The following is a 17572-nucleotide window of genomic DNA, read 5'->3' as shown; positions in this document are numbered from 1 at the left end:
GGCTTGCCATGATCAACAGCATCAAAAGCACTCTGCACGAACGTCTGCTCACCTTGGCAGATGGTCGGCAGGTGGCCCTGCTTGAGAATCAACTCGCGGGTCAGGCTCAGCAGGGCAAACCCCTGCTGATTGCCCTGCACGGCTGGCTCGACAACAGTGCCAGCTTCTTGCCGCTGGCGCCGCATCTGGGTGATTTTCACCTCATCTGTGTCGATCTGCCGGGGCACGGTCACTCCGATCACAAAGCCACCCCCTATGTCTTTGTCGACTGGCTGGACGATCTCTACCAGATCGTGCAGGCGGCGGGCTGGTCGCGTTTCACTCTGCTCGGTCACTCCCTCGGGGCGCTGATCGCATCCGCCTATGCCGGGGTGTTTCCCGAACAGGTGGAGCGGTTGATCATGCTGGAGGGGCTGGGCCCGCTCAGTCAGCCCGATGAGGAGGTACCTGCCCAGCTGCGACGTGCGATTTTAAACCGTAGTCGCACCCGGGAGCGCAGTGCCAACGGCTTTGCCTCCATCGATGAGGCTGTCGCCGCCCGTTGCAAGGTGGCGGATATCACGCCGCAGGCGGCGCGTCTTATCTGTGAACGGCAGCTTGAAGAGCGGGCAGGGCGCTGGCACTGGCGCAGCGACCCCCGCTTGCGGGATCTGTCGCCCCTGAGAATGAGCGAAGGACAAGCTCGTGCACTGATGGCGGCTATCCGTTGTCCGGTGCTGTTGATTCAGGGGGAACAGGGCTTTGCTGCGCTTGAAGCCCAATGGCAGGCCCGTCAGGATGCCTTCCAGCAGATCGAGCGGGTCATATTGGGTGGAAACCACCATTTTCATATGGAAAATTCGGTTGATACGGCCGTTTGTATCGTAAAGTTTTGTCAAGTTCGGTAGAATCGCCAGCTTTCAATAATTCCAGGTTTGTTTTCTCCCTCACATTTTTCTGTTGTTAATTTGCTGTTAATTGATGTTGCGCTGTGTAAATATGTGCGGCATTAGAGCATCAGCTTAAAACAACCGATTAAAATGGATGTGAACCGGGACGGAGGCAACACAGTGAGCGCACAGGTGCTAGTTATGCAGGAGAAGTTTGTGGAAAGAGTCTGGCTGAAACGTTATCCGGAAGGGGTCCCCGCCGAGATCAATCCAGACCAATACAGCTCCCTGGTCGAGATGTTCGAATCCTCGGTGACCCAGTTTGCCGATCAGCCCGCCTTCGTCAACATGGGCCAAACCATCACCTACCGCCGGCTGGAAGAGCAGTCCCGCGCCTTTGCTGCCTACCTGCAAAACGAGCTGAAGCTGGAGAAAGGGGATCGGGTTGCGGTGATGATGCCTAACCTGCTGCAATACCCCATCGCCGTGTTCGGCATCCTGCGCGCCGGCATGATCGTGGTCAACGTCAACCCGCTCTATACCCCGCGCGAGCTGGAGCATCAGCTCAAAGATTCCGGTGCCAAAGCCATCGTCATCGTCTCCAACTTCGCCCATACCCTGGAAAAAGTAGTCTACGACACCCCGATCAAGCACGTTATCCTGACCCGGATGGGTGACAACCTGGGGCTGGCCAAGGGCACCCTGGTCAACTTCGTGGTCAAGTACGTCAAGAAGCTGGTGCCGAAATACAATCTGCCCCACGCCACCACCATGCGTCAGGCCCTCTCCAAGGGGCGTTTCCTGCAGTACATCAAGCCGGAGATCACCAACGACGATCTCGCCTTCCTGCAGTACACCGGTGGCACCACCGGCCTCTCCAAAGGGGCCATGCTGACCCATCGCAACATGATTGCCAACGTCGAGCAATGCCTCGGCGTCTACGGCCCCATGCTGGAGCGCGGCAAGGAGTTCGTGGTCACCGCGCTGCCGCTCTATCACGTCTTCGCCCTGACCGTGAACTGCCTGCTCTTTATGCGCATCGGTGGTTACAACCTGCTGATCAGCAACCCGCGCGACATCCCAGGCTTTGTCAAAGAGATCAAGAAGTACCCCTTCACCTGTATTACCGGGGTCAACACCCTGTTCAATGCGCTGGTCAACAACGAAGAGTTTCAGGGGATCGCCTTTGACAAGCTCAAGCTCACCATCGGCGGCGGCATGGCAGTGCAGCGCGCGGTTGCGGAGAAGTGGAAGACACTGACCGATACCCCGCTGCTGGAAGGCTATGGCCTGACCGAGTGTTCGCCACTGGTGAGCGTCTGCCCCTACGATCTGACTGATTACAACGGTTCCATCGGTCTGCCGGTCTGCTCTACCGAGATCCGGCTGGTGGATGACAACGGTCAGGTGATCCACGCCCTCGGCACCCCAGGCGAGATGCAGGTGCGCGGCCCGCAGGTGATGGTGGGCTACTGGCAGCGTCCCGAGGCGACCGCCGAAGTGATGCAGGATGGCTGGCTCTGTACCGGTGATATCGCGGTGTGCGACGAGCAGGGCTTCTTCAAGATCGTTGACCGCAAGAAGGACATGATCCTGGTCTCCGGTTTCAACGTCTATCCGAACGAGATCGAAGATGTCGTTGCCCTGCACCCGAAAGTGCTGGAAGTGGCCGCTGTCGGTGTACCACACAAGGTCTCCGGCGAGTTGGTGAAGATCTTTGTGGTCAAGAAAGATGCAAAATTGCAGGAGGACGAGATTATTGCCCACTGCCGCAAACATCTGACTGCCTATAAGGTGCCGAAACTGGTAGAATTTCGTGACGAACTTCCCAAGACCAATGTGGGCAAGATCCTGCGGCGCGTACTGCGCGACGAGGAGATTGCCAAGCAATAACCGGACTGCGGCTGCAGAAGCCTCTGCAAACCAGCACCGTCGTTATGCAAAACCGTGGGTCATCCCACGGTTTTTTCTTTTTGGCCCTGATCAACCGCGCAGGCACAGATGCACTATCAACTTATCACTCAGCAAGCCGAACTTGAGCAGTATCTCGCTTCTCTGGCCGACGTTCCCCTGGCTATCGATACTGAATTCGTTCGCACCCGTACCTACTACCCCCAGCTTGGCCTGTTCCAGATCTATGACGGCGAGCATCTGGCGCTGCTGGATCCGCTGACGCTGGATCTCTCCGCCCTCTGGCAACGACTGGGCAAGGAAGGGCAGATCGCCATCCTGCACGCCTCTGGCGAAGATCTGGAGCTTATCCAGCATCAGGCGGGCCACCTGCCCAACCAGATGCACGATACCCAGCTGGCTACCGCCTTTCTCGGTTACGGCGTCTCGGTCGGCTTTGGTGCGCTGGTGAACGAATTCCTTGGGGTCGAGCTGGAAAAAGATCAGGCGCGCACCGACTGGCTGGCCCGCCCGCTTACGCCACGTCAGCTTGAATACGCGGCAGCGGATGTCTTCTACCTGATGCCGCTCTACGAGAAGGTGATGGCCAAACTGCGGGAAAGCGGCAAGTTTGCCTGGTTCGAGCAGGAGTGTCAGAACCACTCCGCCCGCAAGACCCAGGGTAGCGATCCCCGTCAGGCATATCTTGAAATCGTCAACGCCTGGCAACTGGGTCGCCGCGAGCTCGCCATCCTGCGTGAACTGGCAGCCTGGCGCCAGCAAGAGGCGGTGCGCCGCGATTTGGCTCTGAACTTCGTGGTCAAAGAGCTGCACCTGTTCAAGGTGGCAGAGCGTCGTCCTGCCTCCCTGCGGGATCTCAACGAGCTCGGCCTCTCGCCCATCGAGATCAAGATCCACGGCAAGCGGATGCTCGATATCGTCGCCAAGGCGCAGCAGAGCGATCCTGACAGCTGGCCCGAGCCCATTCGCCGGCTGGTGGACTTCCCCCAGTACAAGGCCGAGCTCAAGCGCATCAAAGCCATGGTGGAAGAGAAGGCCAAGGCGAGCAATATTCCGCCCGAGCTGATTGCCAGCAAGAAGATCATTCACCAGTACTTCACCTGGAGCTGGCGGATGAACAACGAAGAGCGGGCCCGCAGCGACAAGCCGATGTTGCTGCAAGGGTGGCGTCATGAGCTGGTCGGTCACCTGCTGGCACAATAAGCCACCAGACGGTTGCACCCATAAATCAATCCTCACCCTCGGGTGGGGATTTTTATTGGGCGAAAGAGACAAATGGGCATGCCGAAATGGGGAACGCTGGTGGGACGTGGCTGGCCGGATGGCAGGAGTCGAGAATGAAAAAGAGAGCAGAGAAGAAAAGGCAGCGGCTAACACCGCTGCCTTTTTTGATCACCAGATAGGCTGGGTCAGGTAGGGGTTGCTCACCTTCTCGCGACCGAAGGTGGAGCTGGGGCCGTGGCCCGGGATAAAGACGATCTCGTCCCCCAGCGGCAGCAGGGTCTCGGTGATCGACTTGATCAGCGTACCGTGATCCCCACGGGGAAAGTCGGTGCGGCCGATGCTGCCGGCAAACAGCACATCGCCAACCCAGGCGAGCTGCTCGGCTTGGGAGAGCAGCACGATATGGCCCGGGGTGTGGCCGGGGCAGAAGTAGACATCCAGTTCGCACTGGCCAACCTGCACCTTGTCACCCTGCTCAAGCCAGCGATCCGGCGTGAAGGCGGGGGTATGGGCGAAGCCGAACATCTGGCTCTGCTGGGGCAGCATGTCGAGCCAGAAGGCGTCCTCCTTGTGGGGGCCGGTAATGGCGACGCCGGTCTTTTCCCGCAGCTCGGCGGCGGCACCCACATGATCCAGATGACCGTGGGTCAGCAGGATGTGGGTCAGGGTCAGGCCGCGTTTGGCGATGGCCGCCAGCAGTTTGTCCGCTTCGCCGCCCGGATCGATCAGGGCGGCCTGATGGGTCTCGTCACACCAGATGAGGGAGCAGTTCTGGGCGAACTGGGTGACCGGGATCACCTCGAATTTCAACATAGAGTTCCTCGCTTGGGATGGGTCAGCCGCGCAGCGCGCTGGCATGCTGCTCGGCGAAATAGTCGAGACAGGCCTGTTTGTCACCGCGGAATACGATGCGCTCCTGCTTGTTGCCAAGCTGGTAGAGATACATGGGGTCGTAGTATCGGGTCAGCAGCAACGTGATCCAGGCCAGATGCAGTCCGGTATCGCCGCTCTTTTCCTGCTCGGTGAGGGCGGTCTGCATCAGGGCATCCAGCTCGCGGTGGGCCTGATCGCCAAGACGGCGCTTGAGACGGGCCAACGCATCGGTGAGGTAGGCGGCAAACAGCGGCCAACCGGCTTCTTGGCCATACATGGCTTGATAGCGCAGCCAGAGATCGTGCACGTAATCTTCGCGGATCTGCTCGGCGCGATCGATCTGCGGTACATCTACCACCACCAGCGGTGCCTGACTCATGGCCTCATGGAGGGAGAGGGGCAGGCAGCAGCGGCCAATCAGCCGGCTCTCATCTTCGACCACAAAGGCATGCTCGCCCTGATGGCGGCGCTTGAGCAGCTCGATGGCCATGTTGTTTTCAAAATTGATGTTGCTCGGCTGGCCGCCGGGCAGCTGACCAAACGACGAGCCCCTGTGATGGGCATGTCCCTCCAGATCGAGCGCCTGGGCCACCTGATCGAGCATGTGGGTCTTGCCGGAGCCGGTCATGCCGGTCAGCACAGTCCAGCGACACTCGGCAGAGGCCTTGTCCTGGGTGTCGATCAGGAAACGGCGCAGCTCCTTGTAGCCTCCGGCGACGCGGGGTCGAGTCACCCCCGCATCAGCCAGCCACTGTTGTACGGTTTGCGAGCGCAGGCCGCCGCGAAAGCAGTAGAGCACGGCATCGGGCTGCTTGCGCAACTGCGCCAGCCAGCCTTCGAGTCGTTCGGCACGCACAGCTCCCCCCACCAGCTTGTGTCCAAGCTCAATGGCGGCGGCCTGACCCTGCTTCTTGAAGCAGGTCCCCACCTGGGCGCGCTCATCGTCTGTCATCAAGGGCAGGCTGGTCGAGCAGGGGAAGGCCCCCTCCTTGAACTCGATGGGGGCGCGCACATCAATCAACGGCACATCGCCTAAAAAAATCTGGGCGTAGTCCGTGGCCAGTGGCAATTCACTCATTGGACAATCTCGATAAAGCGGGAGCCCTCAAGGGGCTTGATCTGGCCGATGGGCGAGAGCGTAAGGCCAGCTTCTTGCGCGATAGCGAGCAGCTCGGCTTCGCTCTCTTTACCCACGGCGACCAGCAGGCCGCCGCTGGTTTGCGGGTCGCACATGATGTTGCGGGTGCGATCGTCCATGGCATCGAGCTTGTGGCCGTAGGAGTCGTGGTTGCGCAGGGTCCCGCCCGGGACGCAGCCCTCACTCAGGTAGTAATCCACCTCATCCAGCAGCGGCAGCGCCTTGAAGTCGAGGCGGGCGCTGACATTAGATCCTTCGCACATCTCCAGCAGATGGCCCGCCAGACCAAAACCGGTCACGTCGGTCATGGCGTGCACACCCGGCAGCTCGGCAAAGCGTTGACCAATCTTGTTGAGGGTGCACATGGCGTTGGGGGCCAGCTGCTCGTGTTCAGGCTTCAGCTTGCCCTTCTTCTGGGCGGTGGTGAGGATACCGATACCGAGGGGCTTGGTCAGGTAGAGGGTGTCACCCTCCTTGGCGGTGTCGTTCTGCTTGATGGCATTCAGAGGCACAATACCGGTCACCGCGAGGCCGAAGATGGGCTCGGGGGCATCGATGCTGTGGCCACCGGCCAGCGAAATACCCGCTTCGTGGCACACCTGACGGCCGCCGTCGATCACCTGCTGAGCCACTTCGGCTGGCAGGGTATTGATGGGCCAGCCGAGGATGGCGATGGCAACGATGGGCTTGCCGCCCATGGCATAGATATCGCTGATGGCGTTGGTGGCGGCAATGCGGCCAAAGGTGAAGGGGTCATCGACGATGGGCATGAAGAAGTCGGTGGTGGAGACAATGCCCTGACCGTTGCCGATATCGACCACGGCCGCGTCATCCTTGCTGCTGTTGCCAACGATCAGGGTCGGGTCGTTGAAGCCCGGGATCTGGCTCTTGAGGATGGTGTCGAGTACCTTGGGAGAAATTTTGCAGCCGCAGCCAGCGCCGTGGCTGTATTGGGTCAGACGAATGGAAGACATACTTACCCCTTTTATTTGCAAACAGAGCAGAGGCTCTGTGGAGCCGTCTTGGTCAATGGGCGGCCTTGTAGAGAGGAAGACAAGAAGCCGCAAATATGGGTGGCCTCGGTGCCAACAGGGGCAGCGATGACTGGCAGTTATGAAGGACCGCCAGGCCGGACGGGGAAGAAAAGGGCGACAAGGTGCGCCAGCGCAGCCCCGCCAAGGGCCACAGGACGGGGCATTATGCCACATTTGCCCCTTGGGGTTCGAACAGGAATTCACATAAACAGCAGGGAATTGCCCGCACTTGCCAGTCATCGGGCTGGATCCGGCGCTGGCTGATTGATTGCAGTACAGATGCAGCAAAGAGAACGTCAAAGTGCAACAGCGCGTGCAACCACAACCCCGCGGAGGAGAGCTTAGTGACCACCACATTTTTGGTTAACCACCCCATCACCACGGCACAGTTTGCGGCGTTGTTGGCGCAGACCTCGCTGGGGGCGAGACGGCCGCTGGACCATCCGGCCACCCTGCAGGGCATGCTGGATAACGCCAATTTGCTGATCACCGCCTGGCAGGGCGAGACCCTGGTCGGGGTGGCCCGCTCGGTGACCGATTTTAGTTTTTGTTGCTACCTCTCGGATCTGGCGGTGGCCGAGTCAGTGCAGGGGCAGGGGATTGGCAAAGCCCTTATTCGCGAGACGTTTTTGCAATTGCAGCCGGGCTGCAAGCTGATCCTGCTGGCCGCACCGCAGGCGGTGGCGTACTACCCCAAGCTCGGATTTAGCCAGCACCCGAGCGCCTGGGTGATGAGCAATCTGGATGAACTGGTACTGGATGAGTTGGCATAAAACCGTCAACTCATCCAGACAGGGCGAGATTAGCTTATCCGGCTTGCTCCAGCGCCGGTTGCCGTGACTTGCCCCAGCGGCGCAGGCGCCGTTGTAGTGGTCGCTCCAGCAGGTTGTAGCTCAAGGCAGAGAGGCTGATCAGCACTGCCAGCATCAGCAAGGTTGCCACTACCCCCAATAGCGGATTGGTTTGGGCATACCACCACTCGGTGAGCCCCGGCGCCAGATAGTGGATGAGCTCGCAGCCGGTGAGCAGTACCAGCGCATGGAGCAGGTAGATGGAGTAGGAGAGATCCCCCAGCCAGTTGGTGAAGCGGCTATCCAAAAGGCGCAGCAGCGGACTCCGGCGCTCCCCCTGGGCGGCTGAAATCCAGATCAGCAGCACGTAGGAGCTGATCAGCAGCAGTGTCAGCTGCGGCGTCATGGTGAACTGCATCAGCGCGAAGGGCAGCACAAAGGCGATCAAGAGCGGCAGATCATGCTTCATCATGGGCGAGCCTTTCGCGGCCTTCACCCTCGGCAGCAGCCAGAGGCCGAGCACAAATTCACTCACCCCGCGTCCCACCGCCAGCGCCCCGCTGGTGACATCCAGGGTGCCGCGACTGTGTACGATAAAGGCCAGCACCGTCAGCGCCAGCAGGGGGGCGAGATGGCTCCAGCGACTGCGGGTCACCGCCAGCGGGATAAGCAGCGGGAACAATAGGTAGCTGATCCACTCTACGCTGAGCGACCAGGCGGCGAAGTTCCAGGTCAACCCGTGATCGGTTACCACCTGCAGCAGCAGTAAGGCGCTGGGCAGCGCTTCGGCTGGCGTGAAGGGCGAACCGAAAGGCGGCATCCCTTCCCACTCCCACATCTTGAACAAGGGGCCGGCATAGAAGCCTACTCCGTGCTGCGCCTTGTAAAGTTCCCAGCCGACCAGCAACAGCAGGGTTACCAGGTAGAGGGGGTAGACGCGGGTCAGCCGCAGCCAGAGAAAACGGCCATAGCTCACGGTGCGGGGTGTGCGGGTGAAGGCCTCCCCATAGACATGGGCCAGCACCACGCCGCTCAAAATAAAGAACAGATCGACCCAGAGGTAGCCGTTCTCGATGAGTTGGGTGTGGCCTGCGATCGGCTCCATCCACTGGGGAAAGAGTAATAATCGGGCATGGAACAGCACCACCATCAGGGCAGCGATGCCCCGCAGCGGCGTTAACAGCGGCAATGATTGATTCATATCGGGATCCCTTGTGATGTTCAGCTTGGCCTGACATCGATTTTTGTTGTTGTACCGTCCATCAATCCTGATGGGTCGGTTGCCTCGGCTTGGCTGCCGCAGGCGGGATCACACTACGGAAAAGAGAGTCATACGGGTGTGATTTAAATCATAAATGTGCAGTTATTGTGCAAAGAAATTTAAACAGATAAAGACGTGGGACGCAGGCAGGGAAAGAGGAGGAGAGAGAACACCCATAAAGCAGAGAGGGTGGTCATCGGGGCGAGCGTCAGGCTCAGTCCTATACGGCGCGGGCAAAACAATCAGGCCCGCAAGGGGCCTGATTGATCACAAGGGGAGGGTGGTTGCCGATCAGCGGGCGCGCACCACCAGACCCTTGAGGTAGAAGCCTTCCGGATAGGCGGTACCGATAGGGTGATCGGAGGCCTGGGAGAGCAGCTCCAGGATCTGGGCATCGCGACCGGCATCGAGCGCCGCATCGGCGACGATCTTCTGGAACAGGCTCTGCTCCATCAGGCCGGAGCAGGAGTAGGTCAATAGCACGCCACCCGGCGCCAGCAGCTGGAACGCCAGCATGTTGATGTCCTTGTAGCCGCGGCAGGCACCCAGCAGCTGGGCCTTGCTCTCGGCAAACTTGGGCGGATCCAGCACGATGACATCGAACTTCTCGCCCTTCTCGCGATATTCACGCAGCAGCTTGAAGACGTCGTGACGGACAAACTGGGTGTTGCTGGTATCCAGCCCGTTCAGCTCGGCATTCTGGCGGGCGATATCCAGCGCATTCTGGGAGAGATCGACGTTGACCACTTCCTTGGCGCCGCCCTTGAGGGCATAAACGCCAAAACCGCCGGTGTAGCAGAAGCAGTTGAGCACCCGCTTGCCTTCGGTGTACTTGGCGGCAGCCTGACGGTTGTCCCGCTGATCCAGATAGAAACCGGTTTTGTGGCCGTTGCGAATGTCTACCAGGATCTTGACGCCGCCATTCTCCTCGATGACCACCGGCTCGTTCGGGGTCTCGCCATAGATGACGCCGGTGCGCTCTTTCAGCCCTTCCTTCTTGCGCACTGCCACATCGGAGCGCTCATAGATGCTGCACACGGGGTAGAGGGTACGCAGTGCTTGCGTTATCAGCTCACGCTGGAACTCGGCGCCGGCAGAGAGGATCTGGCACACCAGAAAATCGGCATAACGGTCGATGGTCAGACCCGGCAGGCCGTCGGATTCGGCGGCGCAGAGGCGATAACCGGTGAGGCCCTGACGCTTGATCAGCGGATCGCGAGACTCCTGCGCATATTTGAGACGACGGATAAAGAAGTCGAGATCGACGGTCTCATCCTTGTCGAAGGTCCAGACCCGGGCACGGATCTGGGAGCTGCCTGACCAGGCGCCACGGGCGAGCCACTTGCCATCGTTGGCATAGATCTCGACGGTATCGCCGTCAATGGGGTTGCCCTGAACCCGCTCAATCCCCTTGGAGAAGATCCAGGGGTGGCGACGCAGCAGGGATTTTTCGCGGCCTTTGACGAGATAGATGGAAGCGCTCATGGATGTTTGCCGATGGTAGAAAGAAAAGGGGCCACATTCTATGTGCAATAGTGCGGCTAAGCCAGCCTTTGCTGGTATATGGCAGAGTGACGAGTTGTACATCTGGACAACGCCCGAGTGTTGCATATGCAAGGTTTGCAGAATCTCAATGTTGGCGTTTCACGCTGTTTATCTTATATGCCACAGTTGGTTATGCTTGTTTTTTGTTCAGTGTTGGTCGTTATGTGTACGCAATTTAGTCAATAAAGCGTTTTAACCTTACTTTATAGTGATTTTCGCTAAAGAGTCATTTGATGATGTCGATAGTGGGGGAGACCATTTTGAATCTGTCCTGTATCGAGCTGTCCATGTTCCTCTCCATCGCTACAAATATTTCTGCCCTCAATGCTTCTCGCCATCTTGGTCAATCATCCAACACGCTGGATTCGGTATATCGACGACTCTCATCCGGCTTGCGCATCAACAGTACCGCTGATGATGCAGCAGGCTTGCAGATCAGTAATCGCCTCACCAGTGAAGTGAACGGGACCAACACCGCTATTCGCAACGCCAATGATGGGATCTCGGTGATCAACGTCGCCGATGGGGCGCTTGATGAGTCGGTGAACCTGATGCAGCGGATGCGCACCCTGGCACTGCAGTCGGGAAGCGGTGCCAATACGGCAGAGGATCGCGTAGCCCTGAATGCTGAGTTCAAGCAACTGCAGTTGGAGATGGACCGGATTGCCACAGGTACCCGGTTTGCCGGACAGGACCTGCTGGCGGGGAGTTACGAAGGTATCTTCTTGGTCGGTGCCTATGCAGGACAGAATACCGTCATTACCGATCTCAATGCCCAGACCAAAAATCTGGGGGAGATGGAGTGGCGAGCGCGTAGTCCGGCAGGAAGCAAGCCAGGGGCGTATGACATTGCTGATCTCAAGCTTTCATCTCAGCCTATCACCCTTAATGGCGTCACTTTTGACAAGGACTATTCAACCCTGGAAGCGTTCGTGGCAGATATTAATGGCACCACCTTTCCCAATAATCAGGGGCCGGTACAAGCGCAACAACTGCCATTTTCTGTCGCCTCCGCGGTCGATTTATCCGCATTACCCTCCTATATCGATGTAGCGGGTCACTCTGTGGATTTGACCACAGGCATTGATATGACCGGATGGGATCCGGTCAATCCGACAGCAAAAAATAGTGCCATCATGGCAACCGTGGTTCAACGCATCAACAGTACTGCGCAATCGGCAGGTCTGGGTTTTTATGTGAGTGCCTCCAACAACAGCAATCCCGCCAGCAATTCATTGACCATGCATAGCGCTCAGGGCAACAGCCTTGCGCTGGCCAATGGCACAACCCCCCCTCCGCAACCAGCACCACCGGCGCCTCCGGTGATCAGTAGTTCCTCTCTGAGCTCTCTGTTACCCGATGTTACATCGACGACGTATATCGGTCAGATGGAGCTGCGCTCATCAGGCGACAAGTATTCCAATATTGATATGCAGGGATCCAGCTTGCATGCGCTTGGCTTTTATCAAGAGGACAAGAAGAAATATACCGTTGATAATATTGATGTTCTTAGTGAAGACAACGCCAGCAGGGCCATCAAAACTCTGGATGTGGGTATGAAACAGCTGGGGGTTCAGCGCGCTCGGCTCGGTGCCCAAGCCAACGCGCTGGATTCACGGGTACGCAATCTGGCCAATGCCAATGAGAACCTCAGCGCTGCCCGCTCAAGGATCCGGGATGCCGATATGGCTGTGGAATCGGCGCGCTTGGTCAGCACCCAAATCTTGCAGCAGGCGAGTGCTTCGATTTTGAGTCAGGCAAACAGTCGCCCCAATGCGGCCCTGAGTTTGCTGCAATCCTGAGCGGGACTGCCAGCCGGCATAGCAATTGGTCGCTATCATTCATGGTCACTATCCATAAAGACAAAGAGGCCACCCAATGGGTGGCCTCTTTTCTTATTGCTTCTTGTTTCCGGATGCTATTCGGCAGCGTCAGAGAGTGATCCCCTTGAGTGCCTGGGTCAGCTCGCTGGCGGTGGCTTTAAGTCCCTGCGTACCGGCTACCGAGGCGCTGGCAGACTCCTCCACCTGCGCCGCCTCATGGCGTACCTGATCCAGATTGTGAGTGATCTCGGCGGCGACCGAGCTCTGCTCCTCGCTGGAGGTGGCGATCTGGGTGCTCATCTCCAGTACCGCATCGCTGTGGTTGCTCAGCTTCTCGATATCGAGCCCCACCTCGCTGATGAGCTGCTGGCTGCTGGCGGCACGCCCTACAGTTTTTTCCATGATCTCGTTTAGCGCCCCGGTACCGGTCTGCAGCTCTTCGATCATCTGCTGGATCTCCACCGTCGCCTGCTGGGTACGGCTGGCGAGGGTACGCACCTCATCAGCTACCACTGCAAAGCCACGACCCTGCTCACCGGCACGGGCCGCTTCGATGGCGGCGTTGAGGGCCAACAAGTTGGTCTGCTGGGAGATGGCGTTGATGACGTTGACCACCTCGTTGATGCGGTTGGCATTGTGGGTGAGCCGCTCGACAGCGCCGGAGGCGTTGCCAATCTCGTCGGCCAGAGTACGGATCGCTTCGATGGTGCGAGCCACCCGGTTGGCGCCATTGGCTGCCTCTTCGCTCGATTGACGGGTCTGCTGCAGGGTGTCGTTGGCATTGCGAGCTACTTCGCGGATCGCCGCCGACATCTGCTCCATGGCGGTGGCCAGCGAATCCATGTGCTGGCGCTGGGAACGCGCCATGCTCTCGCCTTCGCGGGCATGGTCACGAAACTCGTCGGCGGCCATGGTCAGCGCTTCGGCAGACTCCTCCACCAGTTTGACGATCTGGTGCTGGCGGTCGGTAAAGCGATCGATGCTGCCCGCCAGGGTGGAGAACTCGTCCCGCACCGGGAAGAAGTTGAGTCGGAAGGTGAGATCCCCGTCCGCCACGGTTTGCAGCGCCTTGTTGGTGGAGTAGAGCGCACCGGAGACAAAGGTCATCATGTAGTGGATCACCAGCGCCATCAGGGCGGCCAGCGCGCCGATGAGGAGCAGGGTCGAGCCCTGACCCTCCCACATGGAGAGGTTGCCGGTATCGAGATCACCGGTGACGTAGCCCGCCTGACCCGCTGGCGCGCTAAAGAGGTAGTGATCTCCTTGCTGCTGCAACCCGCTGCTGCCTTGCCGGGTCAGATGCAGATCAGCAGGCAATACCAGAGTGGGCTGCTGGCTGACCAGCTGCGCCGTGGTTTCGACCCGTTGTTGCAACTGCGCTACCCGCAGGGAGATCTCCTGCTGATGGCTGGCCGCCAGCATATACCAGCTGAGAAAGGCGATGATGAAGAGAGGTAACCAGAACGCGATATGGAATTTTTCACTGATGGTGAGGTGAATGAGATAGCGGTCAACCCACCGGAATTTAACTTCTTTCATAATGGAGCTGCATCCTGCAGAGATAGAGTGTCGGGCACATTATCGTCTCGGGAATTTTTTTCTTAAGCAGAAGGTGTGAGAAATGGGAGAGCAATCGTTTGTCATTCGGGTGTGGGGGCAGGTGCAGGGGGTGGGATTCCGCTATTTCACCCGCGAGCGGGCCCTGCAACTGGGTTTGCGGGGCCATGCCTACAACCTGGAGGATGGCTCGGTGGAGATCCTCATCAGCGGCCCCGCGCAGGGGGTGCAGATGATGCTGGGTTGGTTGGAGCATGGCCCGCGCACCGCCAGGGTGACCCGGATGGAGTATGAAGAGGCGCTGCCGCCCACCGGTCAGGGCTTTCACACCAACTGAAAGGGCGGAGATGAGATGGACGCTGACAAGGAAGGTCTGTTGCTGACTCAGGCAACAAGCTGGGTCGCCCGTTATCAGGAGGCAGCGCGGACGGTGCGTGAAGAGGCCAGCGAATCGGCCGTGCATGGCTACCGTATCGCGGCGCGCCGCCTGCTGGCGCTGCTCGCCCTGTGGCGGCCACTCACCTATCATCCCGAGCTGGAGCGGCGTCTGCTGCGCTCGGTCGGGCGGCTCTCGGCGCTGCGGGATGCTCAGGTCTACGCCGAGCGTTTTGGCAAGCCGCCTGCCAGCACTGGTAATACCCACAAATCGGCCATTCGCGTTCCCCTGTTGTCGCGGCGACTGGCCCGCTGGCTTGCTGCGGTGGCGCAGGTGCAGGATGCGTGGGCATTGGCGTTCCTCTATCAGCAGCATCTGGCCCTGCGCCTTGATGAGGCGCAGGGCGCTCTCGATGAACCTATTCCCTGCGTTGGGAAATCTGCCAGCTCCCGTCAGCAACAGTTGCGCCGCTGGCATCGGCTGCGCCTCGAGATCAAGCAGGCCCGTTATGGCGTGGAACTGTTGCTGGATCTGGGGAGTGGGGATCCCGGCTGGTTGAGCACCCTGACTCACTGGCAGGAGCGACTCGGCCAGTTGCAGGATTGGCGTCAATGGCGGCGGAGGTTGCGAGCAGAGCAGGGGAACACCCGCAAGCAGGCGAAACTGCGGCAGCAGTTGAAGGGGAAGATCACCACCCGTTTGCGTCAACTGGACTGCCAGCAGGCGGAGCTGGTGGCGCTCAAACTGGCGATGCTGGCAGGCCACAACATGAATGACATGCCAAGTCGGCTGGTCAGGTATTCAGAACAAAATGTATCGCCCGCGAATCCCTGTTGTGGATAGCCCCGAGACCGCAATCTGCGGACGTCATCCGCGACCAGCATCTACAAAAACTATCCAGGCCAAACAGGTGAGACAAAAAAAGAGAGGCTGTTTGGCCTCTCTTCTCTATCTGGCTGTGGTCGCAGTCAGCGATATGCTTACTTGACGCGCATACCAGGCTGGGCGCCTTCCTGTGGCTCCAGGATCCAGAGATCCTTGCCGCCCGGGCCTGCGGCCAGCACCATGCCTTCGGACATGCCGAAACGCATCTTGCGCGGCGCCAGGTTGGCCACCATCACGGTCAGCTTGCCTTCCAGATCTTCCGGGTTGTAAGCGGACTTGATGCCGGCAAACACCTGACGGGTCTCGCCGCCGATATCCAGTTGCAGCTTGAGCAGCTTCTCGGCTTCCGGTACCGCTTCGGCCTTCTTGATCAGCGCCACGCGCAGGTCAATCTTGGCGAAGTCGTCATAGGTGATGGTTTCGCTGATGGGGTCATCAGCCAGCGGGCCGCTCATTTTCGGTGCCTGCTCCTTGGCCAGGTCTTCCTTGGAGGCCTCGATCATGGCTTCAATCTTCGCCGGCTCGATGCGGGAGAAGAGGGCCTTGAACGGCGCAACGGTGTGATCGACCAGCGGCATCTCGATGCCATCCCAGCTGAGGGTTTCGGCCAGGAAGGCTTCGGCACGCTCGGCCAGCAGCGGCATGACGGGCTTGAGGTAGGCCATCAGCACGCGGAACAGGTTGATGCCGACCGAGCAAACCGCTTGCAGCTCGGCGTCAGCACCTTCCTGCTTGGCGATAACCCAGGGCGCCTTGTCATCCACATAGCGGTTGGCCTTGTCGGCCAGCGCCATGATTTCGCGGATGGCGCGGCTGAATTCGCGGCTCTCATAAGCCTCGGCAATGGCGGTGCGGGCATTGGCGAATTCGGCGTAGAGCTCGGGTTCGGCGCAGGTCGCCGCCAGCTTGCCGCCAAAACGCTTGGCGATAAAGCCGGCGTTGCGGGAGGCGAGGTTAACCAGCTTGTTGACCACGTCAGCGTTGACCCGCTGCACGAAATCTTCGAGGTTCAGGTCCAGATCGTCGATGCGGCTGTTGAGCTTGGCGGCGTAGTAGTAACGCAGGCACTCCGGATCCAGGTGGTTCAGGTAGGTGGATGCCTTGATAAAGGTGCCCTTGGACTTGGACATCTTGGCGCCGTTGACGGTCACATAGCCGTGTACGTTGACCTTGGTCGGCTTGCGGAAGTTGGCACCTTCCAGCATGGACGGCCAGAACAGGCAGTGGAAGTAGGCGATATCTTTACCGATGAAGTGGTAGAGCTCGGCGTCGGAGTCCGCTTTCCAGTAGCTGTCAAAGTCGATGTCGCCACGCTTGTTGCACAGGTTCTTGAAGGAAGCCATGTAACCGATGGGGGCATCCAGCCAGACGTAGAAGTACTTGCCCGGGGCGCCGGGAATTTCGAAACCGAAGTAGGGGGCGTCGCGGGTGATGTCCCACTGCTGCAGGCCGCTCTCGAACCACTCCTGCATCTTGTTGGCCATCTCTTCCTGAATGGCGCCGGAGCCGCGCACCCACTCAGAGAGCCATTTTTCAAACTGTGGCAGGTCGAAGAAGAAGTGCTCGGAGTCCTTCATTACCGGAGTCGCGCCGGAGACGGCAGATTTCGGATCGATCAGCTCGGTTGGGCTGTAGGTGGCGCCGCAGCTATCACAGTTGTCGCCATACTGCTCCGGAGACTTGCACTTGGGGCAGGTACCCTTGACGAAACGATCCGGCAGGAACATGGATTTTTCCGGATCGAACAGCTGGGAGATGGTGCGGCTCTTGATAAAGCCACCATTTTTCAGGCGGCCGTAGATCAACTCCGCCAGCTCGCGGTTTTCGTCGCTGTGGGTGGAGTGATAGTTGTCAAAGCTGATGTTGAACCCGGCGAAATCGGCCTGGTGCTCCTTGGAGACAGCGGCAATCATCTCTTCCGGGGTGATCCCCATTTGCTGTGCCTTGAGCATGATCGGGGTGCCGTGGGCATCATCGGCACAGATGAAGTGCACCTGATGACCGCGCATTCGCTGATAACGAACCCAGATATCGGCCTGGATATGTTCCAGCATGTGGCCAAGATGGATGGAGCCATTGGCATAGGGGAGGGCGCAGGTTACCAGCATTTTACGAGGATCAGTTGCCATATTACGTTCTTGATGTGCTTGTTGGGATGATAGAGTGCCGTGCATGTTACCCGAATTGGGGGTAGCCTGCCTAGGGTTGTGGCTATGCCAACCTTGGCAGCACCTGCTGTTACGATGGCAGGCAAGCCACTGATTTGTGTGCGGTAACCGTTCACC

14 protein-coding genes are annotated in these 17572 nt (G+C 59.1%); 7 read left to right on the top strand and 7 right to left on the bottom strand.

Annotated elements, in window-relative coordinates; genetic code table 11:
• Positions 1 to 8 precede the first annotated feature (8 nt).
• The 3 genes from I6L41_RS06690 to rnd all read left to right on the top strand — a co-directional run bounded on the left by I6L41_RS06690 (position 9) and on the right by rnd (position 3983).
• Complete coding sequence (locus I6L41_RS06690) at positions 9 to 887, top strand: alpha/beta fold hydrolase (protein ID WP_216962855.1); 879 nt, start codon at positions 9 to 11, stop codon at positions 885 to 887.
• A gap of 198 nt (positions 888 to 1085) precedes the next feature.
• The gene (gene fadD, locus I6L41_RS06685; protein WP_302054526.1) at positions 1086 to 2762 is read left to right on the top strand and encodes a long-chain-fatty-acid--CoA ligase FadD; all 1677 of its coding nucleotides are present in this window, start codon (positions 1086 to 1088) and stop codon (positions 2760 to 2762) included.
• Positions 2763 to 2870: 108 nt separating this feature from the next.
• Positions 2871 to 3983 carry a ribonuclease D gene (gene rnd, locus I6L41_RS06680; protein WP_216962853.1) on the top strand — a complete coding sequence of 371 codons (1113 nt, stop codon included), beginning with the start codon at positions 2871 to 2873 and terminating at the stop codon, positions 3981 to 3983.
• 189 nt (positions 3984 to 4172) lie between these two features.
• On the opposite strand, the gene I6L41_RS06675 is transcribed toward rnd, so the two are convergent.
• From I6L41_RS06675 to selD, 3 genes are read right to left on the bottom strand one after another with little or no spacing between them, the layout of a single operon-like run.
• Positions 4173 to 4817 carry an MBL fold metallo-hydrolase gene (locus I6L41_RS06675; RefSeq protein WP_216962851.1) on the bottom strand — a complete coding sequence of 215 codons (645 nt, stop codon included), beginning with the start codon at positions 4815 to 4817 and terminating at the stop codon, positions 4173 to 4175.
• A 22-nt stretch (positions 4818 to 4839) separates the two neighbouring features.
• Positions 4840 to 5955, bottom strand: a complete 1116-nt coding sequence (gene mnmH, locus I6L41_RS06670; protein WP_216962849.1) for a tRNA 2-selenouridine(34) synthase MnmH — start codon at positions 5953 to 5955, stop codon at positions 4840 to 4842.
• Positions 5952 to 6989 carry a selenide, water dikinase SelD gene (gene selD, locus I6L41_RS06665; RefSeq protein WP_216962848.1) on the bottom strand — a complete coding sequence of 346 codons (1038 nt, stop codon included), beginning with the start codon at positions 6987 to 6989 and terminating at the stop codon, positions 5952 to 5954. Before selD ends, mnmH begins: the two co-directional genes overlap by 4 nt.
• 404 nt (positions 6990 to 7393) lie before the next feature.
• Between selD and I6L41_RS06660 the strand changes: the two genes are divergently transcribed.
• Positions 7394 to 7822: a GNAT family N-acetyltransferase gene (locus I6L41_RS06660; protein ID WP_128815503.1), complete on the top strand. Its 429-nt coding sequence runs from the start codon at positions 7394 to 7396 to the stop codon at positions 7820 to 7822.
• A 34-nt stretch (positions 7823 to 7856) separates the two neighbouring features.
• Here I6L41_RS06660 and I6L41_RS06655 read toward each other — a convergent pair whose 3' ends face one another.
• Both I6L41_RS06655 and I6L41_RS06650 read right to left on the bottom strand, forming a co-directional pair.
• Positions 7857 to 9041, bottom strand: coding sequence for an acyltransferase (locus I6L41_RS06655; protein WP_216962846.1), 1185 nt, complete (start codon positions 9039 to 9041; stop codon positions 7857 to 7859).
• Positions 9042 to 9392: 351 nt separating this feature from the next.
• Positions 9393 to 10586 (bottom strand): class I SAM-dependent methyltransferase, encoded by a 1194-nt coding sequence (locus I6L41_RS06650; RefSeq protein ID WP_204383193.1) that lies wholly within the window; start codon positions 10584 to 10586, stop codon positions 9393 to 9395.
• Positions 10587 to 10879: 293 nt separating this feature from the next.
• On the opposite strand from I6L41_RS06650, the gene I6L41_RS06645 reads away from it, so the two are divergent.
• Complete coding sequence (locus I6L41_RS06645) at positions 10880 to 12448, top strand: flagellin (protein ID WP_216962843.1); 1569 nt, start codon at positions 10880 to 10882, stop codon at positions 12446 to 12448.
• 129 nt (positions 12449 to 12577) lie between these two features.
• Here I6L41_RS06645 and I6L41_RS06640 read toward each other — a convergent pair whose 3' ends face one another.
• Complete coding sequence (locus I6L41_RS06640; RefSeq protein WP_216962840.1) at positions 12578 to 14008, bottom strand: methyl-accepting chemotaxis protein; 1431 nt, start codon at positions 14006 to 14008, stop codon at positions 12578 to 12580.
• Positions 14009 to 14090: 82 nt separating this feature from the next.
• On the opposite strand from I6L41_RS06640, the gene I6L41_RS06635 reads away from it, so the two are divergent.
• Together I6L41_RS06635 and I6L41_RS06630 are read left to right on the top strand one after the other, a co-directional pair.
• Positions 14091 to 14363: an acylphosphatase gene (locus tag I6L41_RS06635; protein WP_005345583.1), complete on the top strand. Its 273-nt coding sequence runs from the start codon at positions 14091 to 14093 to the stop codon at positions 14361 to 14363.
• 15 nt (positions 14364 to 14378) lie between these two features.
• Positions 14379 to 15245 carry a CHAD domain-containing protein gene (locus I6L41_RS06630; protein WP_216962838.1) on the top strand — a complete coding sequence of 289 codons (867 nt, stop codon included), beginning with the start codon at positions 14379 to 14381 and terminating at the stop codon, positions 15243 to 15245.
• A 137-nt stretch (positions 15246 to 15382) separates the two neighbouring features.
• On the opposite strand, the gene metG is transcribed toward I6L41_RS06630, so the two are convergent.
• Complete coding sequence (gene metG, locus I6L41_RS06625; protein ID WP_216962836.1) at positions 15383 to 17416, bottom strand: methionine--tRNA ligase; 2034 nt, start codon at positions 17414 to 17416, stop codon at positions 15383 to 15385.
• Positions 17417 to 17572 lie beyond the last annotated feature (156 nt).

Source organism: Aeromonas sp. FDAARGOS 1411, assembly GCF_019047125.1.
In the GTDB taxonomy this organism is placed as follows: domain Bacteria; phylum Pseudomonadota; class Gammaproteobacteria; order Enterobacterales; family Aeromonadaceae; genus Aeromonas; species Aeromonas veronii.
This window is presented reverse-complemented; position numbering and strand designations above follow the sequence as displayed.